Origin of the sequence: Variovorax paradoxus NBRC 15149 (assembly GCF_001591365.1) — a bacterium.
GTDB lineage: Bacteria > Pseudomonadota > Gammaproteobacteria > Burkholderiales > Burkholderiaceae_C > Variovorax > Variovorax paradoxus.
The window spans coordinates 2825316-2846377 of sequence record NZ_BCUT01000001.1 but is presented as its reverse complement, the minus strand read 5'-3'; the positions used below and the strand labels follow the sequence as shown (position 1 = coordinate 2846377).

Here is a 21062-nt window from a genome sequence, read left to right as displayed (position 1 = left end):
GGAAGCGCGGCCTACCAGCCCAGGCCCAGGTGCAGCGGCAGGTACACCGCCATGCCCGCGAGCATCGTGCCGAGCACGCCGCGCCGCCAGTAGTAGTAAGCGGCGCCGACCACGGCCGCATACAGGCGGGCGTCGTGCAGCGTGGTGATCAGGTGGCCCTGGGTCATCACGATCTCGGGCGCGATCACGCCGGCCAGCGCGGCGGCCGGCGCGTAGTGCAGCGCGCGGTGCGCCCACTCGGGCAGGCCCCAGGGCCGGTCGAGGATGAAGAAGAAGCAGCGCGTGAGCACCGTGACCGCGGCCAGCCCGACGATCACGCCCATCGTCCACAGGTCGGTGCCCCTCACTTGTCGTCCTCCGCGTCGGGGTCGAGCCCGAACCGCTTCTCGAGCCAGAAGCACAGCAGCACCGCGGCGCCGATGGCCACCACGATGTTGAGCTTGAGCGGCAGGGCATAGGCGGCCACCGCGGTGGCGCTCGCGGCCAGCGCGGCCAGCACGCGCAGCCGGGTGGTGGCCATCGAGCAGACGATTGCCACCAGGCTCAGCACGCCGGCAAAGCCCAGGCCCCAGCTCTGCGGAATGAAGTTGGCCAGCGCAATGCCCAGAAGGCTCATGCCCATCCAGGAGCACCAGGTCACGAAGTAGTTGCCCGTGAGGTAGGCCTCCTGCGACTGCTGCTCGGCAGCGGTGGCCGGCGGCGCGGCGTACTGCCGGGTGAAGAGCGCATAGCTCAGGTCGGCCGTGAGGTAGCCGTGCGTCATGCGGCGCCAGCGCGGCATGTGCATGAGGTAGGGCCGCAGGTGCAGGCTGAAGACCACGAAGCGCAGGTTGACGCAAAAGCCCGTGGCCAGGATCACCCAGGCCGGCGCGCCCGCGAACAGCAGCGGAATGGCCGCGAGTTGGGAGCTGCCGGCGTAGACCAGCAGCGTCATGGCCACCGACTCCAGCACGCTCATGTCCGACTTGACCATGGCCACGCCGGTCATGAGGCCCCAGGCGCCGATGCCCAGCGCGGCCGAGGACATGTCGCGGATGCCGGCGCGGAATTCGGGCCGGCGGCGAATGGCTGCGGAGAGGAACATCAGCCGAACCGCTGCCCGGGCTTCAGGTCGAAGCCGCGCAGGAAGTCGGCCACGGCCAGGCGCTTGCCGCCGGGCCGCTGCAGTTCGGTGGCCATCACCACCGAGCCGGCCGCCGCCACCGCCACGCCGGTGTCGCTCACGGCCAGCAGGGTGCCGGGCGCGGCCGAAACCTCGGCCGGCAGCACCGCATGCGCGGCCCAGAGCTTGATGGTCTCGCCGTCGAGCACGCTGTTGGCGCCCGGAAACGGGTCGAAGGCCCGGATGCGCCGCACGATGGCGTCGGCGGGCTGGTTCCAGTCGATCTGGGCTTCTTGCTTCTCGACCTTGCTGGCGTAGGTGACGCCTTCGGCCGGCTGCGGCGTGCGTACAAGGTGGCCGATGTCGGCCAGCGCCTGGACGATCAGGCGGCCGCCCAGCTCGGCCAGCCGGTCGTGCAGCCGCGCGGTGGTGTCGCTGCCGATGTCGACGGCTTCGCGCAGCAGCATGTCGCCGGTGTCCAGGCCGGCGTCCATCTGCATGATGGTGATGCCGGTCTGCGCGTCGCCGGCCTCGATGGCGCGGTGGATCGGCGCCGCGCCGCGCCAGCGCGGCAGCAGGCTGGCGTGGATGTTGAGGCAGCCGTGCACCGGCAGGTCGAGCACCCATTGCGGCAGGATGAGGCCGTAGGCCGCCACCACCATCACGTCGGGCCGGGCCGCCAGCAGGGCCTCGCGCGCGGCCGCGGCGTCTTGCGGGTACTTGCCGTCCAGCCGCAGGCTGCGCGGCTGCGCCACCGGCCAGCCGTGGGCAACGGCGCATTGCTTGACGGGCGAGGCCTGCAGCTTCATGCCGCGGCCCGCGGGCCGGTCGGGCTGGCTCAGCACCAGCGCGATCTCATGGCCGGCGGCGGCAATGGCTTCGAGCGCGGCGCGCGCGAACTCGGGCGTGCCCGCAAAAACGACTTTCAGCGGGGTCAATCGCGGATCCGATCGAGTTCGAGGTCGTCCCCCGTGTGATAGCGGCGGACCACGCCGGTGGGATCGATGTAGATATAGAGCATGCGGCGCTCGTTCACGGCCTTGTAGCGCCAGGTCCAGACCACGCCGTCGAAGGAGCTGACGCGGCTGGTTTCATAGGGCCGGCCGTAGAAGGCGAGCACGTCGTTCTGGCGCCACTGGCCGACCTTGATGTCGTGGCCGAAGCGCGCCTCGCTGAGCACCTGGGTCACGGAGACGACCTTGCCGGAGGCGTCGACGTCGATGTCGACCACCTCGAAGCCCGCCGGCATGCGCGAATACTGCAGGCGCTCGCCGCCGCCGTTGAGCGGATAGCGGCCCGTGGGCGCACCCAGGCGCTGCAGGGTTTCGGCGGCGGTGGTGCCGGGGGCGATGCGCGTGGGTTCGCTCACGCAGCCCGCGAGCACGAGCCCCGCTGCGGCAAGGCCGAGCGCCCAGGGCCGCAGGGAAGCTGTCACGCCCGGCCCTCTTTGGCCTCTTCGCGCTGCTGCTTGAGCAGCTTGCTCTTGATGCGGTTGCGCTTGAGCGGCGACAGGTATTCGACGAACACCTTGCCCAGCAGGTGGTCGAGCTCGTGCTGGATGCACACGGCCAGGAGGCCTTCGGCCTCGATCGTGCGCAGCTCGCCGTTCTCGTCCAGCGCCTGGACCTTGACCGAGGTGGAACGCATGACGCCGTCGTAGATGCCCGGCACCGAGAGGCAGCCCTCCTCGTTCAACACCTTTTCGTCGCTTGCCCAGATAATTTCGGGGTTGATGAGCACCAGCGGCTCGTTGCGCTCCTCGGACACGTCGATGACCACCAGCCGCTCGTGCACGTCGACCTGGGTCGCGGCCAGGCCGATGCCGCTGGCGTCGTACATGGTCTCGAGCATGTCGGCCACCAGGGCCTTGATGCGCGCGTCGACGCCCTGCACGGGCTTGGCAACCGTGTGCAGGCGCTTGTCCGGGTAACTCAGAATGATTCGTTTGGCCATGAAACAGGGGGAAAGTTGTGGCTATTTTCGCCAATTCCGCGACGCGGCGACTCCGGATCGCCTGAAAACGTTGCCCTCCCAAGGGCTTCGGGCGCAGAATTCGTAGCAAATTGTGAGATTCGTATGTGCGCCGATACGCGGCGCGCTCACCCATCCAGACATGAAAAAGCTCCGAATCACTGTCCGCCAGCGCCCGCATCTTCTCGCCACGTTGGCTGCCCTTGCGGTGATCACCGGCGGCACGACGGCGGCCTGGGCACAGAACTACCCCGTCACGCCGCAGCAGCGCGCCACCGCCCAGCAAACCGCCCAGAACGGCGTTCCGCTGAGCGAGCTGGCGCCCAATGCGCCCGACGAATACACGGTCAAGCCCGGCGACACGCTCTGGGCGATCTCGCGCCTGTACCTGCTGCGTCCCTGGCGCTGGCCGGAACTGTGGGGCATGAACATCAGCGAGATCGCGAACCCGCACCGCATCTACCCCGGCCAGGTCCTCTACCTGGACAAGACCGGCGGCCGCGCGCGCCTGACCATGCGCCGCGGCGCGGGCGGCAGCGCCGATGGCGGCACCATCAAGCTGTCGCCGCGCACGCGCTTCGACTCGCTGGCCGGCATGGCCCTGCCTACGCTCAACCCGAGCATCATCGAGCCCTTCCTGAGCGAGCCGATCGTGGTCGATGCCGACACGCTGCAGGCCGCGCCGCGCATCGTTGCCGGCAACGACAGCCGCGTCCTGCTGTCGCGCGGCGACCGCGCCTATGCGCGCGGCAATGCCGAGACGCCGCTGCTCGAAACGCCGGGCCCGCTGAAGAATTTCCGCGTGTTCCGCAGCGCCACGCCTCTCAAGGACCCGGGAACCGGTGAAATCCTCGGCTACGAGGCGCAGTACCTGGGCAAGGCGCAGCTCCAGCGCGGCGAATCGACCACGGTCGAAACCACCGACGACAAGGACGTCATCACCGTGGTGCCGGCCAGCGTCGACATCATCGCGGCGCGCGAGGAAATCCGCGCCGGCGACCGCCTGCTGCCCGAGCCGCCGCGCCAGCTGCTGAGCTATGTGCCGCGCGCGCCCTCCTCGCAGGTCGAGGGCCGCATCATCTCGGTCTATGGCAACGCGGTGCAGTTCGCGGCGCAGAACCAGGTGGTCGCCATCAACAAGGGCACCCGCGACGGCATCGACAGCGGCCACGTGCTGGCCATCCTGAAGAACGGCGAGACCATTCTCGACCGCACCGGCGCGCGCAAGGAAACCATCAAGCTGCCGAACGAACGCATCGGCCTCTTGATGGTGTTCCGGCCGTTCGAAAAGGTTTCGTACGCACTGGTGCTCGAGATCACCGACACTCCGAAGGCGGGCGACTTCCTCGTCAATCCCTGACACTTTTTCCGCTTTCTTCTTTCTCCGCTTCATTTGGACCGAGCAGAACTCGCAGGCTGGCTGCGGCTTTCACTGACGCCGGGCATCGGCGATGGCGCCGCGCGCCGGCTGCTGGCGGCTTTCGGCCTGCCCGAGAAAGTCTTTGCGCAGACCGGCGAGGCGCTGCGGCAGGTGGTGTCGGCGGCGCAGGCCGACGCGCTGCACCAGCCGCCGCCGGGCCTGCAGGCCCAAGTCGACCAGACCTGGCAGTGGCTGCAGCCCGGCCACGATGACGGTGCCGCGCGCCGCCTGGTCACGCTGGGCGATGCCGCCTACCCCGCCTCGCTGCTCGAGATGGCCGACCCGCCGCTGATGCTCTACGTGCTCGGCGCCGCGGACTTCGACCTGACCCAACTCGGCCACAGCATTGCGGTGGTCGGCAGCCGCAATCCCACGCCGCAGGGCGCCGCCAACGCCCGCGCCTTTGCGCGCGCGCTGGGCGACGCGGGCCTGCCGGTGGTGTCGGGCCTCGCGCTCGGCGTCGATGGCGCCGCGCACCAGGGCGCACTCGATGCGGCCGGCGACATGCCGCGGCTGGCCACGGTGGCCGTGGTGGGCACCGGCCTGGACCGCGTCTATCCGGCGCGGCACCGCGACCTCGCGCACCGCATCACGCTGCAGGGCCTGATCGTGAGCGAGCTGCCGCTCGGCACGCCGCCGCTCACGCAGAACTTTCCCAAGCGCAACCGCCTCATCGCCGGCCTGGCGCGCGGCACGCTGGTGGTCGAGGCCGCGCTCGCCTCGGGCTCGCTGATCACCGCGCGGCTCACCTCGGAGCAGGGCAAGGAAGTGTTCGCCATTCCGGGCTCGATCCATTCGCCGCAGTCGCGCGGCTGCCATGCGCTGATCCGCCAGGGCGCGAAGCTGGTCGAATCGGTCAACGACATCCTCGAGGAGCTGCCGTCTTTTCTGCACGCGGGCAGCGCGGCGGCACCGGCGGCCGTGAACGGCGATGCCGGCGCCGTGTCCGCCGCGCGCGAAGAGCCCTTGCTGGACGCGCTCGGTTTCGATCCCGTGAGCCTGGACGCGCTGGGCGCGCGCACCGGCTGGAGCGCCGCCGCGCTGCAGGCCCGGCTGCTCGAACTCGAGCTCGACGGCCATGTCGCGCGGCTGCCCGGCGGCCTGTTCCAGAGAGCGGCCATCGGCTGACGCCCGGGCCCGCGCCCGCTTTTCCACGGTTTCCTCGGCTATATTGGGCCCATGTTCGAAGTGCTCGTGTTTGTCTACGAAAACTATTGGCGCGGCGATGCCTGCCCCGAACCCCAGCAATTGGGCCGCAAGCTCAGCGCCCACGGCTTCGAGCCCGAAGAAATCCGCGATGCGCTGCACTGGCTCGACGGCCTGAGCCTTGCCACCCAAGGCCTGCAGCTCGAACGAAGTCCCGGCGACGACACCGTGGCCACGGTCACGCTGCGCGGCGCGCCCGAAGCGGCCCTGCCCCAGTCGGACAACGCCATGCGGGTCTACTCGCAGGCCGAGCAGGAGCATCTGGGCGCCGACTGCCTGGGCTTCATCCGCTTTCTCGAATCGTCGAACGTGCTGTCCTGCGGCCTGCGCGAGATCGTCATCGAGCGCGCCATGGCGGCGCCGGGCGATCCGGTCGCGCTCGACGAGCTCAAGATCATCGTGCTGATGGTGCACTGGAGCACCGGCATCGAGCCCGACGCGCTGGTGCTCGACGAACTCTGCGAAAGCCGCGAAGGCCGCGTCGCGCACTAGCCGGCTAGTTCAGCAGGCGCTCCGGATTGGCATCGAGCTTGGCCAGCGCCTCGCGCGTGGCGCGCACCGTGAGCGTTTCTTCCTCGGCGGGCACCAGCAGGCCGGCCTGCAGGTAGTTGGCCAGCCGGCCGACCTGGATCAGGAAGCTGCGGCCGTCGGCCGAGGCGAACAGGTGCAGCTGCTTGCGGTCGCTGCGCCAGACGAACTGCACCTGGCTCACGCGGTCGTTGTGGTCGAGCATGAACCAGTTGCCCACCTCCAGCTCGTGGGCCCATGCCAGCATGTCTTCGGCCGGTACGCCGCCCACGGTGTCGGCCACGACCTCGATCGAGGCTGCATCCACGCCCAGCAGCAGTTCGATGCTGGTCGCATCGAGCGGCAGGCTGGAGGCGCCGCCGTCGTCGGTGACGAAATCTTCCAGGTGCGCGAGGCGCTCGGCCATGGCCTCGATCTTGGCCGCGGGAATGGCCTCGGTCTTCGACAGGAAGGCGTCGGACAAGGTGGCGCCGATGGCCTTGATGTGGGCTTCCTGCGGCTCGTCGATGATGCCCAGCAGGTTCATGCCCAGGCGCAGGCGCTGCAGCAGCTGCGGCAGGTCCTGGATCACGCGGGCGCGGTCGGCGCGGTTGGGCTTGGCGCTCGCCGCCCACACCAGCTCGGAGGCCACGCGCTTGAGCATCACCGTCTGCTCGCCCTGGGCGCCGTAGCGCAGCGCGGCAATCGCCAGCACCTCGGCCCAGACCTTGAAGAGGAACTCGCGGATCTCCTCGCGCACCGGCATGTCGTTGAGCATCTTGCGCAGCTCGATGGTGTACTGGATCGCCATCGTTTCCTTCTGCTCGACCTGCTGCGCCACGCTCATGACGCGCTGGGTGGCGTCGCTTTGCGTGAGATAGCGATTCAGGAAGGCCACGAACTCGTCGAACACCAGCTTGAAGACGCGCTGGCCGGTTTCGGGATACTGCTCGATCACCTGCACCACGCGCCGGATCTCGCCCTCGAGCGCACTGCCCGAGATGGCCGCGGCATCGAAGCCCATCACGCAGGAGCCCATGCGGTCGATCAGCATGCGCGCCGGGTGCTGCAGCGTGCCGAAGAACTCGGGCTCGGCAATGGCCACGCGCAGCACCGGCATCTGCAGGCGCGCAAACCACACGCGCGCCGAGAAGGGAATGCGCTCCTCGGCAAGGATGGCCTGGAACATGAGCGCGACGATCTCGACCGTGGCCTTGTCGGCGGTGGTGGGCGCCTTTTTCTTGAGTTCCGCGCTGCGCCGCCGAAGGTCGACCGAGGCCTGCTGGATGAGGGTGGCCTGCTCCGCGGCGCCCGGCGCCGAGCCCTGCATGTACTGCGTGGCGGCGGCCCGGTAGGCGGCTTCGGCCTCGGCGATCATGCCGGCGAAGGTCTGGGAGACGGCACGCGGGGCAGCCGCACCGGTCGCGCCGGACCCCGCGACGGCCGCATGGCCGTCCATTCCCGTGGTCGTCATCGAAGCCGAAGGCGAGGCCGGCGTTTCCGCGGCGATGCGCGCGGCGACAAAGCGCTTGAGGCTCAGCAGCGCCGTCTGCGCACGCTGGCGCGCGGCCAGCAGCGGCGAGCCGCCCGTGGTGAAGGCCGGCGCGAACGCCCCCCGTGCCTGCGGGGATGTATCGGCACCGCCCTGGCGCTGCACGGCCCCTGCGGGCCGCATGGCGCCGCCGGCATGGGGCGAGGCCGGCATCGTGGCCGGCCCGGTGGCGCCGCCGCCGGTGGTGCTGCTGCCGGTGCGGCGCACGAAGCTCTTGAGATCGATTTCGGGCATCACGCCCTGCGAAACCAGGAAGGCGTTGGCGTCTTCGTAGGCCTTGACGACCACGCCGACCAGCTGCTGCTGCACGGTGTCCTGCACGCGGGCCCAGAGCGCGCGGCTCAGGCCGGCCGCCAGCCACTGGTCCACCAGCAGCCGGGCCAGGGTTTCGGGCCTGAGCACGTCGTGGGCGTCGAGTTCTGCGGTGCCTTCCAGGAACTGGATGCGCAGCCGCAGGTCGCTGAGTTCGAAGCTGGCCTTGTCGTGGATCAGCTGCGCCAGGCGCGACGACAGGATGCTGCTCTCCATGGCATCGTCGCCGATGAGTTCGAGCCGCAGCTTCGCGGCCGGCGCGGCGGGCACCGCACCTGCTGGCGCGTCCACCGACTTGCGCCAGCCCGCCTGCGCGAGCGACACCCATTGCGAGGCCTGGCCCTGGAACGCCACGAAGTCGTCGCGGCTCTCCTGCATGGCGCGCGCACTGCCGATTTCCGAGGCCTGCTGCGTCAGGCGGTCCCGTATCGCCTGCGCCAGCGGGACGATGACGCCCTCGGTGGCGCGAACGAAGCGCTCGCGCGTCTCGCGTGCGAGCTGCAGGGAGGAAGCGGACCGCGCGGTGCTCATTGAAGGATCAGGAAGGCCAACGGGACTCTATTTTTCGGCGAAAGCCGAGAGCTTGCATCGGCAAGCGCCACCGCACAAGTGTGCATCACCTGCGGCATGGCGGCGGGCTTTGCGCAGCGCGTCCCGTTGATCCGGCGCAATCAGACCACGGCGCCGGCGTTCGGGTCGTCCTCGGAGCCGCCGTCGCGCTTGGCCGGGCCGCCCTTGATCAGGTCTTCGCGCTTGATGCCCAGCCACATGGCAATGGCCGCCGCCACGAAGCAGGACGAGTAGATGCCAAAGCAGATGCCGATGGTCAGCGCCAGTGCAAAGTAGTGCAGCGTCGGGCCGCCGAAGAAGAACATCGAGAGCACCACCAGCTGCGTCGAGCCGTGCGTGATGATGGTGCGGCTGATGGTCGAGGTGATCGCGTTGTCGATGATCTCGACGGTGTTCATCTTGCGGTAGCGCCGGAAGTTCTCGCGCACCCGGTCGAAGATCACGACCGATTCGTTGACCGAGTAGCCCAGCACCGCCAGCACCGCCGCCAGCACCGCGAGCGAGAACTCCCACTGGAAGAAGGCGAAGAAGCCCAGGATGATGACCACGTCGTGCAGGTTGGCGAGCACGGTGGCAAGCGCAAACTTCCATTCGAAGCGGATCGCCAGGTAGATCATGATGCCCACCACCACCATGCCGAGCGCCTTGAGCCCGTTGGTGGTGAGCTCCTCGCCGACCTGCGGGCCGACCACCTCGATGCCGCGCTGCGTGGCCGAGGGATCGACCGACTTGAGCGCCTGCATGACCTGCGCGCTCTGCTGGTCGGAGCTCATGCCCTTTTGCGCCGGCAGGCGGATCTGCACGTCGCGCGAGGTGCCGTAGCTCTGCACCTGCACGTCGGGGTAGCCGAGCTTGCCGATGGCCTCGCGCACCTTGCCGATGTCGGCGGACTGCTGGTAGGCCACCTCCATCACGGTGCCGCCCGTGAACTCCACCGACAGGTGCAGCCCGCGGTGCAGCAGGAAGAACACCGCCAGCGCGAAGGTGACGAAGGAGACGATGTTCAGCACCAGCGCGTGGCGCATGAACGGGATGGTCTTGTGGATGCGGAAGAATTCCATGGCGCTTGTCCTTGACCTTTACTTGCCTTCAGCCACGGCAGTGCCGTCGGTCTTGGGGCGCCAGACCGTGCCGATCGACACCGTCTTGAGCTTCTTCTTCTGGCCGTACCAGAAGTTCACGAGGCCGCGCGAGAAGAACACGGCGGAGAACATCGAGGTGACGATGCCGATGCAGTGCACCACCGCGAAGCCGCGCACCGGGCCCGAGCCGAAGGCCAGCAGCGCGATGCCGGCGATCAGCGTGGTCACGTTGGAGTCGAGGATGGTGCCCCAGGCGCGGTCGTAGCCGGCGTGGATGGCCGCCTGCGGCGAGGCGCCGTTGCGCAGCTCCTCGCGCACGCGCTCGTTGATCAGCACGTTGGAGTCGATGGCCACGCCGATGGCCAGCGCCATGGCCGCGATGCCGGGCAGCGTGAGCGTGGCCTGCAGCATCGAGAGAATGGCCACCAGCAGCATCAGGTTGACGGCCAGCGCGATCGACGAGAACAGGCCGAACAGCGCATAGTAGGCGCACATGAACACCATGATGGCCAGGAAGCCATACATCACGCTCTTGAAGCCCTTCTCGATGTTGTCGGCGCCCAGGCTCGGGCCGATGGTGCGTTCCTGGATGATTTCCATCGGCGCGGCCAGCGAGCCGGCGCGCAGCAGCAGCGCGAGGTCGGCGGCCTCGGCCACGGTCATCGAGCCGGAAATCTGGAAGCGGTTGCCGAGTTCGCCGTTGATCGACGGGGCCGTGAGCACTTCGCCCTTGCCCTTCTCGAAGATCAGCATGGCCATGCGCTTCTTGTAGTTCTCGCGGCTCACGTCGCGCATGATGCGGCCGCCCTTGGCGTCCATGGTCAGGTCGACCTTGGGCTGGTTGCTCTGCTGGTCGAAGCCGGGCTGCGCGTCGGTGAGGTTCTCGCCGGTGACCAGCACCTGCTTCTTCACGATCACCGGGCGGCCGTTGCGCTCGAGGAATTTCTCGGAGCCGAAGGGCACCGGCCCGCCGCTCAGCTCGGCCGCGCGGCCTTCGGCGCTTTCGTCGACCAGGCGCATCTCGAGCGTGGCGGTGCGCCCCAGGATGTCCTTGGCCTTGGCCGTGTCCTGCACGCCGGGCAGCTGCACCACGATGCGGTCCAGGCCCTGCTGCTGGATCACGGGCTCGGCCACGCCGAGTTCGTTGATCCGGTTGTGCAGCGTGGTGATGTTCTGCTTGAGCGCCGCGTCCTGCAGCCGGCGCGCGGCTTCGGGCTTGATGGTGGCCACCAGGCGCCAGTTGCCGCCGTCCTGGCTGTCGGTGGTGGCGAGGTCCTGGAACTGGTCCTGGATCAGGCGCTTGGCCGCTTCGAGCGCGGCCGCGTCGCGGAAGGAAACCTCGATGGCCTGGCCGTTGCGGTTCACCGAGGTGCCGCGGATGCCCTTGTCGCGGAAGGTGGTGCGCAGGTCGCTCGCGAAGGATTCGGCCTTCTTGTCGATGGCGCCCTTCATGTCGACCTGCAGCAGGAAGTCGACGCCGCCGCGCAGGTCCAGGCCCAGGTACATCGGGAACGCATGCAGCGCCGTGAGCCAGGCCGGCGAGCGCGAGACCAGGTTCAGCGCCACCACGTAGGGCGGATCGGCCGGATCGGGCACCAGCGTGCGCTGCAGCGTGTCGCGCGCCTTGAGCTGCTCGTCGGGCGTGGCGAAGCGCGCGCGCAGCGAGCCGCCCTCGAGCGTGAGCAGGTCGGGCGCGAGCCCGGCTGCCTTGAGCGCCTCCTCGACCCGGCTCTGGGTGGCCGCGTCGACCTTGACGGTGGACTTGGCCGCGGACACCTGCACGGCAGGCGCCTCGCCGAAGAAGTTCGGCAGGGAATAGATCAACCCCACAAGCAGCACGATCACGATGATCGCGTACTTCCAGACCGGATAACGGTTCATGAGCGGGCGCTTTTCACAAACTTATTAAAGATGGGACACAGGCGTGACTTGAGGCCATGCGCCGCAAAGCGCAAGGCCGAGCCGCGCGTTGATTGCTGGGCTTACTGCTTGACGGCGCCCTTGGGCAGGACCTGGACCACAGCGCTGCGCTGGATCTTGATCTCCACGCCATTGGCGATTTCGAGGCCGAGGTACTGGTCGCCCAGCGAGGTGATCTTGCCGAGCACGCCGCCGGCCGTGGCCACTTCGTCGCCCTTGGCCAGCGCCTCGATCATGGCGCGCGCTTCCTTCTGGCGCTTCATTTGCGGGCGGATCATCACGAAATACAGCACCACGAACATCAGCACCAGGGGCAGCATGCTGCCCAGCGAGGACAGCATGTCGCCGCCGCCGGAAGCTGCGGGTGCGGTTTGGGCGAAAGCAGAGGAAATGAACAAGAGAGTCTCCAGCAGAGAGAAGAGAGGAATGTCAGAAGCGCGGATCGGGCCCGCGGTTCCGCGGCCCCGTGGAAAAGGCCGCGAGTCAGAGCTTGGGGCGGCGTCGGCCGCGCGCAGCAGCGGGCATTGTATTCGTGGCAATGCCCCGCTCCGCGCGCTTATCCGGCGCGCGGGGCAGGGCTTTCCATGGGCTGCGGCTGCGCGTCTTTTGCTAGCTTTTCAGGAGCAAGCGCGCGGTGCGGCCGGCCGTGCCGGGCCGGCCTCCGGAAAAATCACGCGGCGGCGCGCTGCGCCTCTTGCGGGTTGCGCCACTTGGCGAGCAGCTCGCTCCAGCGGCTGCGGGCCGCGGCAAGGTTGCGCTCCTTCACATGGCCGTAGCCGCGGATCTGCTCGGGCAGGCTTGCGATCTCCAGCGCCAGCGCATGGTTCTCGGCGCGAAGGCCAGCAATCACTTCCTCGATGCTCGCGCGGTACTCGCCGATCAGCGCGCGCTCGGTCCTGCGCTCCTCGGTGCGCCCGAAGATGTCCAGCGCCGTGCCGCGCAGGCCCTTGAGCCGGGCCAGCAGCCGGAAGCCGGAAAGCATCCAGGGGCCGAACTTCTGCTTCTGCAGCTGGCCCTTGGCGTTCTTCCTGGCAATGATGGGCGGCGCGAGGTGGTAGTTGAGCTTGAAATCCTTGCCCATCTCGCCCTCGAACATGCCCTCGACGCGGGCGAGGAAGCTGCGGTCGGTGTGCAGCCGCGCCACCTCGTACTCGTCCTTGTAGGCCATGAGCTTGAACAGGTAGCGCGCCACCGTCTCGGCCAGCGCGCTCTTGCCGAGCGCCGATTCGGCCTGCCGGACCTTGTCCACGAACTGCCTGTATTCCTCGGCATAGGCCGCGTTCTGGTAGCCCGCGAGGAATTCGACCCGGCGCGCCACCAGGCTCTCGACGGTTTCGCGCTTCTTGAACTCGATCACCTGGCCCGGGCGCAGGCGCTTTTGCAGCTCGTCCGGACGGACGGCCGCCTGGCGGCCCCAGGCGAAGGCGGCCTTGTTGTTCTCGACCGCCACCGCGTTGAGCTCGATGGCGCGTAGCAGCGACTCGAGCGCCAGCGGGATCCAGCCCTTTTGCCAGGCAAAGCCCAGCAGCATCGGGTTGGCATAGAGGCTGTCGCCCATCAGCGTGGTGGCCGCGGCATCGGCGTCGAAGGTGCCGAGTGCATCGGCGCCGATGGCGCGCGCGATCTGGCTGGCGCAGTCGTCCTGCGGGTTCACCCAATTGGCGTTGCGCACGAAGGCGGCGGTGGGCGTGCTGTGCGTGTTGAGCGCCACATGCGTGCGCCCCTCGCGCATGCGCGCCAGGGTTTCGGCGTTGACGGCCACCAGCGGATCGGCCGCCAGGATGAGGTCGGCCGCGGCGGTGCCCACGCGCGTGGTGCGGATCGCGTCCTGCGACTGGCCGATCAGCGCATGGCTCCAGGTGGCGCCGCCCTTTTGCGCGAGGCCGGCGGCGTCCTGCGTGACGATGCCCTTGCCCTCGATGTGCGCCGCCATGCCCAGCAGCTGGCCGATGGTGATGACGCCCGTGCCGCCGACGCCGGCCACCACGATGCCCCACACCTGGTCCTGCGCCAGCACCGGCACGGCCGGATCGGGCAGCGGACCGAGTGCGAGCGGCGAGTCGGCCTTGTCCCTGGCCTTCTTCTTGAGCTGGCCGCCCTCGACCGTGACGAAGCTCGGGCAGAAGCCCTTCAGGCAGCTCATGTCCTTGTTGCAGCTGCTCTGGTTGATGGTGCGCTTGCGGCCGAACTCGGTTTCCAGCGGCTCGACCGACAGGCAGTTGCTCTGCACGCTGCAGTCGCCGCAGCCTTCGCAGACCAGCTCGTTGATGACCACGCGCTTGGCCGGATCGACGGCCGTGCCCCGCTTGCGGCGGCGGCGCTTCTCGGTGGCGCAGGTCTGGTCGTAGATGATGGCGGTGGTGCCGGCGATCTCGCGGAACTCGCGCTGGATTTCGTCGAGCAGGTCGCGGTGCTTGACCGCCACGTGGTCGCCCGGGATGTTCACGCCCTCGTATTTCTCGGGCTCGTCGGTCACGATGACGACCTTCTTGGCGCCCTCGGCATGCAGGCTCTCGGCAATCTGCAGCACCGAGTGGCCCTCGGGCCGCTCGCCGACCTGCTGGCCGCCGGTCATGGCCACGGCGTCGTTGTAGAGGATCTTGTAGGTGATGTTCACGCCCGCGGCGATGCTCTGGCGGATGGCGAGCAGGCCGCTGTGGAAGTAGGTGCCGTCGCCCAGGTTCGCGAAGATGTGCTGGTCGGTGGTGAAGGGCTGCTGGCCGACCCACGGCACGCCCTCGCCGCCCATCTGCGTGAAGCCGATGGTGGAGCGGTCCATCCAGGTGGCCATGAAGTGGCAGCCGATGCCGCCCATCGCGCGCGAGCCCTCGGGCACCACCGTGCTGGTGTTGTGCGGGCAGCCCGAGCAGAACCAGGGCTGGCGGTCGGCACCCTGCACGCCGCCCACCTTGAGCACTTCCATCGAGCGCTCCTTGGCTTCGAGGATGGCCATCTGCGCGTCGATGCGCGCGCGCATGTCGGCGCCGGCCTGCTCCAGGATGCCGAGCTTGTGCAGGCGCTGCGCAATCGCCTTGGCGATGAGCGCCGGGTTGAGGTCTGCATTGGCGCGCAGCAGCGTGTTGGCGGTGGGGTTGGGCATGGCCCATTCGCCGCCGGAGAAATCGCCGTCGAGCTCGTTGAACTTGCCGAGTACGGTGGGGCGCACGTCGGCGCGCCAGTTGTAGAGCTCTTCCTTCAGCTGGTATTCGATGACCTGGCGCTTTTCCTCGACCACCAGGATCTCCTGCAGGCCGGTGGCGAAGTCGCGGGTGAGCTGCGCTTCCAGCGGCCACACCACGCCCACCTTGTGCAGCCGGATGCCCAGCTGGCGGCAGGTGGCGTCGTCCAGGCCCAGGTCGATCAACGCCTGGCGCGTGTCGTTGTAGGCCTTGCCGCTGGCCATGATGCCGAAGCGGTCGTTCGGGCCCTCGATCACGTTGTGGTTCAGCCGGTTGGCGCGGATGTAGGCGAGCGCGGCGTACCACTTGTAGTGCATGAGCCGCGCCTCCTGCTCGAGCGCGTGGTCAGGCCAGCGGATGTGCAGGCCGCCGGGCGGCATCTGGAAATCGGTGGGGATGACGATCTCGACGCGGTCCGGGTCGATCATGGCGGTGGCGCTCGACTCGACGATTTCCTGGATCGTCTTCATGCCCGACCAGATGCCCGAGAAGCGGCTCATCGCAAAGGCGTGGATGCCCAGGTCCAGGATTTCCTGCACGTTGGCCGGAAAGAACACCGGCGTGCCGCAGGCCTTGAAGATGTGGTCGCTCTGGTGCGCGGCCGTGCTGCTCTTGGAGATGTGGTCGTCGCCCGCCACCGCGATCACGCCGCCCCATTCGGTGGTGCCTGCCATGTTGGCATGCTTGAAGACGTCGGAGCAGCGGTCCACGCCCGGGCCCTTGCCATACCAGATGCCGAAGACACCGTCGAACCGGTTGGTGCCCGCGGGCGAGAAGCCCAGCTGCTGGGTGCCCCAGAGCGCGGTGGCGGCGAGCTCTTCGTTCACGCCGGGCTGGAAGACGATGTTCTGTTCCTTCAGGAACTTGCTGGCCTTCCACAGCGCCTGGTCGTAGCCGCCGAGCGGGGAGCCGCGGTAGCCGCTGATGAAGCCCGCGGTGTTCTTGCCGGCCTGCTTGTCGCGCAGGCGCTGCAGCATCGGCAGCTTGACCAGCGCCTGCACCCCGCTCATGAAGGCACGGCCGTAGTCGAGGCTGTATTTGTCGTCGAGCGTGACCGTTTCGAGGGCCTTGCGAATGTGCTCCGGCAGTGGGGCGTTCATGCAGCATCTCCTTCGCAAGCACGCTCGACGCCAAATCCAGTGCGTCCGGCTACGCCGCCCGCGTCGTACTTGTGCCTGCGGCGCAACCCGCGTTGCGGGTTGTCGTCGAGCGTGACGGTTTCCAGCGCGCGGCGAATGTGCTCGGGCAGCGGTGCGTTCATGTTTGTCTGTCTCCGTGTGGCAGGGCCTCGTGGGCCTGGCTGATGGGTGTGGGTCTGTGCCCGGGTAGGGCGCGAGCCCATGATCACGCAAAGTGTATGCCGGGGTGCGCGACAGGTGTTTGCGTTCTGTGCCCCAAAAAACCAGCTTCCAGGAAGAATCTTGCTTAATATCGCCCTCCATGGAAAGCATTGACAAGTTCGACCTCGCAATCCTGCAAGAACTGCAGGCCGACGGCCGCCTCACCAACGCCGAGCTTGCGCAGCGCGTGGGGCTCTCGGCCGCGCCCTGCTGGCGCCGTGTGCGCGCGCTGGAGGAGGCCGGCTTCATCAAGGGCTACCACGCCGAGATCGACCGCCACAAGATCGGGCTGGGCGTGCTCGCTTTCGTGCGCGTGGACACCGAGCGCGTCACCAACGATGCAACGCTGAAACTGGAGGACGCGATCCGCAAGCTGCCCGAGGTGGTGGCCTGCCACTACATCAGCGGCACCGGCACCTTCGAGCTGCAGGTGGTGGCGCAGGACCTGGACGGCTTCTCGGCCTTCGCGCGCCAGCACCTCATGAACCTGCCGAACGTGAAGGACCTGCACACCAGCTTCTCGCTGGGCGAGGTGAAGGCCAGCAGCGCCTGGCCGCTCGGGCACCTGGCGCCCTAGAATTCCCGCCCACCCCACAGACACATCCCGCCGTCCGGCGGAACAAAGAGGAAGAGGTCCCCGCATGAACTCCATCCGCCGCGCCCTGGCGCTCGGCCTTGCCGCCGCCACGCTCGCCTTCGGCGCCCAGGCCCAGAACCGCGAACTCATCGTGGCCTCCAGCGCCACCTACGCGCCCTTCGCCTTCGAGAACAAGGACAAGCAGATCGTCGGCTTCGACATCGACATCATCAACGCCATTGCCAGGCAGCAGGGCCTGAAGATCAAGGTGGTGAACACGCCGTTCACGGGCATCTTCGGCGCGCTCAACAACGGCGACGTCGACCTCGTGATCTCGGGCGTCACCATCAACGAGAAGCGCAAGCAGAGCTACGACTTCACGCCGCCCTACTTCGCGGCGCGCCAGCTGATCGCGCTGCCCAAGGGCAGCACGGTGGCCTCGCTGAAGGACCTGGCGGGCAAGAAGATTGCCGTGGTGAGCGCCTCCACGGCCGACGACATCGCCTCGCGCGAGTTCGGCAAGACCAGCCCCAACATCCGCCGCTTCGAGAGCACGCCGCTCATCATTTCCGAGCTGGCCGGCGGCGGCGTCGATGCCGCCATGGGCGACAACGGCGTGATCGCCTACCGCGTGGCGCAGAACCCCGAGCTCAAGACGCTCGACGACAAGTCCTTCCCCGAGGAAGGCTTCGGCATCGTCGTGAAGAAGGGCGACAAGGCGCTGCTCGACAAGCTCACGGCCGGCCTGGCCGCGATCCGCGCGGACGGCAGCTACGCCGCCATCTACAAGAAGTGGTTCAACAAGGACCCGAACGCCCGATGAGCGCACACTGCACGACCGCGCGAAAGCCCTAGATGGAGCAGCCGATCCTCTTGTTCGGATGGTTCCGCTGGGACATCCTGGTCGAATACAGGGACCTGTTCTGGCAGGGCGCCTGGATGACGCTGCGCATGACGGTGGTGTGCGTGCTGCTGGGTTCGAGCTGGGGCCTGTGCCTGGCGCTCGCGCGGCTCGCCCGGCCGCGCCATGCGCCCTGGAGCTGGATGGCGCGCTTCTTCCTGCGCTGGCCGGCCACGGTGTACGTGAGCTTCTTCCGCGGCACGCCTTTGTTCGTGCAGATCCTGCTGATCCACTTTGCGGTGATGCCGGTGTTCATCCATCCGGCGACCGGCCTCCTGATCAGCGGCGACCTGGCGCGCGAGCTCAAGCAGGAGCACGGCGCGCTGATCTCCGGCGTGGTGGCGCTCACGCTCAATTCGGCGGCCTACATCTCGGAGGTGTTCCGCGCCGGCATCCAGTCGATCTCGCGCGGGCAGTTCGACGCCGGCCGCTCGATCGGCTTCACGCCGCTGCAGGTGATGCGCTACGTGGTGCTGCCGCAGGCCTTCAGGCGCATGCTGCCGCCTCTCGGCAACAACGCGATCGCGCTGCTGAAAGACACCTCGCTGGTCTCGGCCATCGGCCTGGCCGAGCTGGCCTATGCGGCGCGCACGGTGGCCGGTGCCTATGCGCGCTACTGGGAGCCGTACCTCGCGATCTCGGTGGTGTACTGGGTGATGACGCTCGTGCTCACGACGATGCTGCGGCGGCTCGAACACCGCCTGGCGCGCAGCGACAGGGGATAGGCACAATCGGGCGACATGCCGCCGATTTCGCCCGAAGAAACACCCATTCCCCCCACCCGGCCGCAGCCGCCGAAGTTCGCGGCGCTCGAGCCGCTCAAGCTGCCCGTGTTCCGCATGCTGTGGAGCACCTGGCTCATCGCCAACATCTGCATGTGGATGAACGACGTGGCGGCGGCATGGATGATGACCTCGCTGACCACCTCGCCGATCTGGGTGGCGCTGGTGCAGTCGGCCTCCACCCTGCCGGTGTTCCTGCTGGGCCTGCCCAGCGGCGCGCTGGCCGACATCCTGGACCGCCGGCGCTGGCTGGTGGCCACGCAGTTCTGGCTCGCGGGCACGGCCATCGTGCTGTGCGCGGCCATCGCCATGGACCTGATGACCGCGCCGCTCTTGCTGGCGCTCACCTTCGCCAACGGCATCGGGCTGGCGCTGCGCTGGCCGGTGTTCTCGGCCATCGTGCCCGAGCTGGTGCCGCGGCCGCAGTTGCCGGCGGCGCTGGGCCTGAACGGCATTGCGATGAACGCCTCGCGCATCATCGGCCCGCTCACGGCCGGCATGCTGATTGCCAGTGCGGGCAGCGTCTGGGTGTTTGCGCTCAACGCGGTGCTGTCGGTGGCCTCGGGCTTCGTGGTGCTGCGCTGGCGGCGCGAGCACACGCCCAATCCGCTGGGCCGCGAGAAGCTCATCAGCGCGATGCGCGTGGGCGTGCAGTTCGTCTGGCAGTCGCAGCGCATGCGCGCGGTGCTCTCGCGCATCACGATCTTCTTCTTCCACTCCACCGCGCTGCTCGCGCTGCTGCCGCTCCTGGCACGCAACCTCAAGGGCGGCGGCGCGGCCACCTTCACGCTGCTGCTCGCGGCCATGGGCGCGGGCGCGATCATCGCGGTGCTGTTCCTGCCGCGGCTGCGCCAGGCGCTCGGGCGCGACCAGCTGGTGCTGCGCGGAACGGTGCTGCAGTCGCTCGCCACCGCGGTGATGGCCTTCGCACCCAACGCCTGGGTGGCGGTGCCCGCGATGTTCTTCGGCGGCATGGCCTGGATCACGGTGGCCAACTCGCTCTCGGTCTCGGCGCAGCTCGCGCTGCCCGACTGGGTGCGCGCGCGCGGCATGTCGACCTACCAGATGGCGATCATGGGCGCGAGCGCGATCGGCGCGGCGCTCTGGGGCCAGGTGGCCACCGTCACCGACCTGCGCTCCAGCCTCGAGGTCGCCGCCGTGAGCGGCACCCTGCTGATGCTGGCGGCGCTGCGCTGGGTCACCGACGTCTCGGGCGAGGAAGCCGACATGAGCCCGGCGCGCGCCGGCTGGGCCGCAGGCCCGCCGGCGGAAACGCCGGAAGAAAACGGCCGCGTGGTCATCACCATCGAATACATGATCGACCCCGCGCGCGCGGCCGCCTTCCACCTGGTGATGCACCAGACCCGGCGCGCGCGCCTGGGCCAGGGCGCCATCGGCTGGGAACTGCTGCACGACATCGCGGAGCCGGGCCGCTACCTGGAAGAGATCGTGGACGAAAGCTGGACCGACCACCTGCGCCGCTTCAACCGCGCCACGGCCGCCGACATGGCGCTGCGCGAGCGGCGGCTGGCCTTCCACATCGGCGAATCGCCGCCCGTGGTGACGCGCTACGTGGTGAAGCGCTGAGCGGGCCTGCAGCGGCTTCAGTGGAAGAACAACAGCCGCGTCAGGAAGGTGTGGTCGGCCTCCGCCGCCATCAGCCCGACCAGCACCAGCAGGCACAGCGGCGGCACCAGGATGGCATAGACCAGCGACAGCCGCTCCCACGCCATGTGCATGAAGACCGCGACGATCAGCCCCGCCTTCAGCAGCATGAAGGTGATGATCAGCGTCCAGCGCAGGTAGCCCTGGAAATGGAAATAGTCGACCAGGTAGGACATCGTGCTGAGCACGAACAGCAGCCCCCAGATCTTGAGATAGAGGCCGATCGGATGCTGCTGGCCGGTGGCGGGGTTCATGGTCTTCTTCCTCCTTCTCACCAGAGATAGAACAGCGCAAAGATGAACACCCACACCAGGTCCACGAAGTGCCAGTACAGGCCGGCAATCTCGACGATCTGGTAGTTGCCGGACTTGTCGTAGTCGCCGCGCATCAGCTTGAAGGCCACGGTGAACAGGAAGACCACGCCGGCCGACACGTGCAGCCCATGGAAGCCCGTGATCATGAAGAAGGCCGAGCCGAACTGCGCCGCGCCCATCGGGTTGCCCCAGGGCCGCACGCCCTCCTCGAGGATCAGCTTGGACCACTCGAAGGCCTGCATGCCGACGAAGAGTTCGCCGCAGGTCGCGGTCACGAGCATCAGCGTGGCGGCGTTCACGCGGTCGCGGCGGTAGGCGAAATTGACGGCCATCGCCATCGTGCCGCTGCTGCTGATGAGCACGAAGGTCATGATCGCGATCAGCAGCAGCGGGATGTCGGCGCCCCCCACATGGAGCGCGAACACCTCGCTCGGGTTGGGCCACGGCACCGTGGTCGAGACGCGCACCGTCATGTAGCCGGTCAGGAAGCAGCTGAAGACGAAGGTGTCGCTGAGCAGGAAGATCCACATCATCGCCTTGCCCCACGAGACGTGGAACGCCTGGCGGTCGGAGGACCAGTCGGCGACCAGCCCGCGCCAGCCGGTGGCGGCGATGGCCTGCGGGTTCAGCGGCGCAGCAGCGGCGGTTGCGGTGTGGTTCAT

At 68.3% G+C, this 21062-nt stretch carries 20 protein-coding genes; 7 read left to right on the top strand and 13 right to left on the bottom strand.

The annotated features are described in order from the left end of the window. Nucleotides 1–11: 11 nt before the first annotated feature. From VPA02S_RS13220 to def, 5 genes are read right to left on the bottom strand one after another with little or no spacing between them, the layout of a single operon-like run. Nucleotides 12–347: an AzlD domain-containing protein gene (locus VPA02S_RS13220; RefSeq protein ID WP_015867848.1), complete on the bottom strand. Its 336-nt coding sequence runs from the start codon at nucleotides 345–347 to the stop codon at nucleotides 12–14. Beyond that, complete coding sequence (locus VPA02S_RS13215; protein WP_062364046.1) at nucleotides 344–1084, bottom strand: AzlC family ABC transporter permease; 741 nt, start codon at nucleotides 1082–1084, stop codon at nucleotides 344–346. The genes VPA02S_RS13220 and VPA02S_RS13215 overlap by 4 nt, the downstream gene beginning before the upstream one ends. Further along, on the bottom strand, nucleotides 1084–2040 hold the full coding sequence (gene fmt, locus VPA02S_RS13210) for a methionyl-tRNA formyltransferase (protein ID WP_081247517.1): 957 nt from the start codon (nucleotides 2038–2040) through the stop codon (nucleotides 1084–1086). The genes VPA02S_RS13215 and fmt overlap by 1 nt, the downstream gene beginning before the upstream one ends. Further along, on the bottom strand, nucleotides 2037–2537 hold the full coding sequence (locus VPA02S_RS13205; RefSeq protein ID WP_062364044.1) for a hypothetical protein: 501 nt from the start codon (nucleotides 2535–2537) through the stop codon (nucleotides 2037–2039). Before VPA02S_RS13205 ends, fmt begins: the two co-directional genes overlap by 4 nt. Next, complete coding sequence (gene def / locus VPA02S_RS13200; RefSeq protein ID WP_015867852.1) at nucleotides 2534–3055, bottom strand: peptide deformylase; 522 nt, start codon at nucleotides 3053–3055, stop codon at nucleotides 2534–2536. The genes VPA02S_RS13205 and def overlap by 4 nt, the downstream gene beginning before the upstream one ends. Nucleotides 3056–3215: 160 nt before the next feature. Between def and VPA02S_RS13195 the strand changes: the two genes are divergently transcribed. Genes VPA02S_RS13195 through VPA02S_RS13185 form a run of 3 tightly spaced genes read left to right on the top strand, consistent with a single transcriptional unit; the run spans nucleotide 3216 to nucleotide 6191 of the window. Next, nucleotides 3216–4433 carry a LysM peptidoglycan-binding domain-containing protein gene (locus VPA02S_RS13195; RefSeq protein WP_062364042.1) on the top strand — a complete coding sequence of 406 codons (1218 nt, stop codon included), beginning with the start codon at nucleotides 3216–3218 and terminating at the stop codon, nucleotides 4431–4433. A gap of 33 nt (nucleotides 4434–4466) precedes the next feature. Next, complete coding sequence (gene dprA, locus VPA02S_RS13190; RefSeq protein WP_062364040.1) at nucleotides 4467–5621, top strand: DNA-processing protein DprA; 1155 nt, start codon at nucleotides 4467–4469, stop codon at nucleotides 5619–5621. A 51-nt stretch (nucleotides 5622–5672) separates the two neighbouring features. Next, on the top strand, nucleotides 5673–6191 hold the full coding sequence (locus tag VPA02S_RS13185; RefSeq protein WP_018905222.1) for a Smg family protein: 519 nt from the start codon (nucleotides 5673–5675) through the stop codon (nucleotides 6189–6191). Nucleotides 6192–6195: 4 nt separating this feature from the next. On the opposite strand, the gene VPA02S_RS13180 is transcribed toward VPA02S_RS13185, so the two are convergent. From VPA02S_RS13180 to VPA02S_RS31705, 6 genes are all read right to left on the bottom strand, one after another. Beyond that, on the bottom strand, nucleotides 6196–8601 hold the full coding sequence (locus VPA02S_RS13180; protein ID WP_062364038.1) for a DUF1631 family protein: 2406 nt from the start codon (nucleotides 8599–8601) through the stop codon (nucleotides 6196–6198). A gap of 140 nt (nucleotides 8602–8741) precedes the next feature. After that, complete coding sequence (gene secF, locus VPA02S_RS13175; protein ID WP_015867857.1) at nucleotides 8742–9701, bottom strand: protein translocase subunit SecF; 960 nt, start codon at nucleotides 9699–9701, stop codon at nucleotides 8742–8744. 18 nt (nucleotides 9702–9719) lie between these two features. Next, the gene (gene secD / locus VPA02S_RS13170; protein ID WP_062364036.1) at nucleotides 9720–11603 is read right to left on the bottom strand and encodes a protein translocase subunit SecD; all 1884 of its coding nucleotides are present in this window, start codon (nucleotides 11601–11603) and stop codon (nucleotides 9720–9722) included. A 101-nt stretch (nucleotides 11604–11704) separates the two neighbouring features. Continuing rightward, on the bottom strand, nucleotides 11705–12040 hold the full coding sequence (yajC, locus tag VPA02S_RS13165) for a preprotein translocase subunit YajC (RefSeq protein ID WP_018905224.1): 336 nt from the start codon (nucleotides 12038–12040) through the stop codon (nucleotides 11705–11707). 272 nt (nucleotides 12041–12312) lie between these two features. Then, nucleotides 12313–15921 carry an indolepyruvate ferredoxin oxidoreductase family protein gene (locus VPA02S_RS13160; protein WP_062364034.1) on the bottom strand — a complete coding sequence of 1203 codons (3609 nt, stop codon included), beginning with the start codon at nucleotides 15919–15921 and terminating at the stop codon, nucleotides 12313–12315. Next, entirely contained in the window at nucleotides 15918–16082 is a 165-nt protein-coding gene (locus VPA02S_RS31705; protein WP_155736566.1) for a hypothetical protein, read from the bottom strand. The genes VPA02S_RS13160 and VPA02S_RS31705 overlap by 4 nt, the downstream gene beginning before the upstream one ends. A 179-nt stretch (nucleotides 16083–16261) precedes the next feature. On the opposite strand from VPA02S_RS31705, the gene VPA02S_RS13155 reads away from it, so the two are divergent. The 4 genes from VPA02S_RS13155 to VPA02S_RS13140 all read left to right on the top strand — a co-directional run bounded on the left by VPA02S_RS13155 (nucleotide 16262) and on the right by VPA02S_RS13140 (nucleotide 20008). After that, entirely contained in the window at nucleotides 16262–16738 is a 477-nt protein-coding gene (locus VPA02S_RS13155; protein WP_062364032.1) for an Lrp/AsnC family transcriptional regulator, read from the top strand. A gap of 64 nt (nucleotides 16739–16802) precedes the next feature. Then, the gene (locus tag VPA02S_RS13150) at nucleotides 16803–17561 is read left to right on the top strand and encodes a basic amino acid ABC transporter substrate-binding protein (RefSeq protein WP_015867862.1); all 759 of its coding nucleotides are present in this window, start codon (nucleotides 16803–16805) and stop codon (nucleotides 17559–17561) included. A gap of 32 nt (nucleotides 17562–17593) precedes the next feature. Then, nucleotides 17594–18364 carry an amino acid ABC transporter permease gene (locus VPA02S_RS13145; protein ID WP_062364030.1) on the top strand — a complete coding sequence of 257 codons (771 nt, stop codon included), beginning with the start codon at nucleotides 17594–17596 and terminating at the stop codon, nucleotides 18362–18364. Nucleotides 18365–18379: 15 nt separating this feature from the next. Continuing rightward, a complete protein-coding gene (locus tag VPA02S_RS13140; protein WP_062364028.1) occupies nucleotides 18380–20008 on the top strand; it encodes an MFS transporter in 1629 nt (542 codons plus the stop codon). Nucleotides 20009–20025: 17 nt separating this feature from the next. Here the strand turns inward: VPA02S_RS13140 and VPA02S_RS13135 are convergent, their stop codons facing one another. Further along, nucleotides 20026–20340 carry a cytochrome C oxidase subunit IV family protein gene (locus VPA02S_RS13135; protein ID WP_062364025.1) on the bottom strand — a complete coding sequence of 105 codons (315 nt, stop codon included), beginning with the start codon at nucleotides 20338–20340 and terminating at the stop codon, nucleotides 20026–20028. A 17-nt stretch (nucleotides 20341–20357) separates the two neighbouring features. Beyond that, on the bottom strand, nucleotides 20358–21062 hold the full coding sequence (locus tag VPA02S_RS13130; RefSeq protein ID WP_062364022.1) for a heme-copper oxidase subunit III family protein: 705 nt from the start codon (nucleotides 21060–21062) through the stop codon (nucleotides 20358–20360).

Excerpts from the sequence above, each read along its gene's own strand:
- secF (WP_015867857.1), bottom strand. The coding sequence starts at position 9,701 with ATGGAATTCTTCCGCATCCACAAGACCATCCCGTTCATGCGCCACGCG.
- secD (WP_062364036.1), bottom strand. The coding sequence starts at position 11,603 with ATGAACCGTTATCCGGTCTGGAAGTACGCGATCATCGTGATCGTGCTG.
- VPA02S_RS13150 (WP_015867862.1), top strand. The coding sequence starts at position 16,803 with ATGAACTCCATCCGCCGCGCCCTGGCGCTCGGCCTTGCCGCCGCCACG.
- VPA02S_RS13135 (WP_062364025.1), bottom strand. The coding sequence starts at position 20,340 with ATGAACCCCGCCACCGGCCAGCAGCATCCGATCGGCCTCTATCTCAAG.
- VPA02S_RS13185 (WP_018905222.1), top strand. The coding sequence starts at position 5,673 with ATGTTCGAAGTGCTCGTGTTTGTCTACGAAAACTATTGGCGCGGCGAT.
- VPA02S_RS13160 (WP_062364034.1), bottom strand. The coding sequence starts at position 15,921 with ATGAACGCCCCACTGCCGGAGCACATTCGCAAGGCCCTCGAAACGGTC.
- VPA02S_RS13215 (WP_062364046.1), bottom strand. The coding sequence starts at position 1,084 with ATGTTCCTCTCCGCAGCCATTCGCCGCCGGCCCGAATTCCGCGCCGGC.
- VPA02S_RS13180 (WP_062364038.1), bottom strand. The coding sequence starts at position 8,601 with ATGAGCACCGCGCGGTCCGCTTCCTCCCTGCAGCTCGCACGCGAGACG.
- VPA02S_RS13195 (WP_062364042.1), top strand. The coding sequence starts at position 3,216 with ATGAAAAAGCTCCGAATCACTGTCCGCCAGCGCCCGCATCTTCTCGCC.
- VPA02S_RS13130 (WP_062364022.1), bottom strand. The coding sequence starts at position 21,062 with ATGAACCACACCGCAACCGCCGCTGCTGCGCCGCTGAACCCGCAGGCC.
- def (WP_015867852.1), bottom strand. The coding sequence starts at position 3,055 with ATGGCCAAACGAATCATTCTGAGTTACCCGGACAAGCGCCTGCACACG.
- VPA02S_RS31705 (WP_155736566.1), bottom strand. The coding sequence starts at position 16,082 with ATGAACGCACCGCTGCCCGAGCACATTCGCCGCGCGCTGGAAACCGTC.
- VPA02S_RS13140 (WP_062364028.1), top strand. The coding sequence starts at position 18,380 with ATGCCGCCGATTTCGCCCGAAGAAACACCCATTCCCCCCACCCGGCCG.
- VPA02S_RS13145 (WP_062364030.1), top strand. The coding sequence starts at position 17,594 with ATGGAGCAGCCGATCCTCTTGTTCGGATGGTTCCGCTGGGACATCCTG.
- VPA02S_RS13155 (WP_062364032.1), top strand. The coding sequence starts at position 16,262 with ATGGAAAGCATTGACAAGTTCGACCTCGCAATCCTGCAAGAACTGCAG.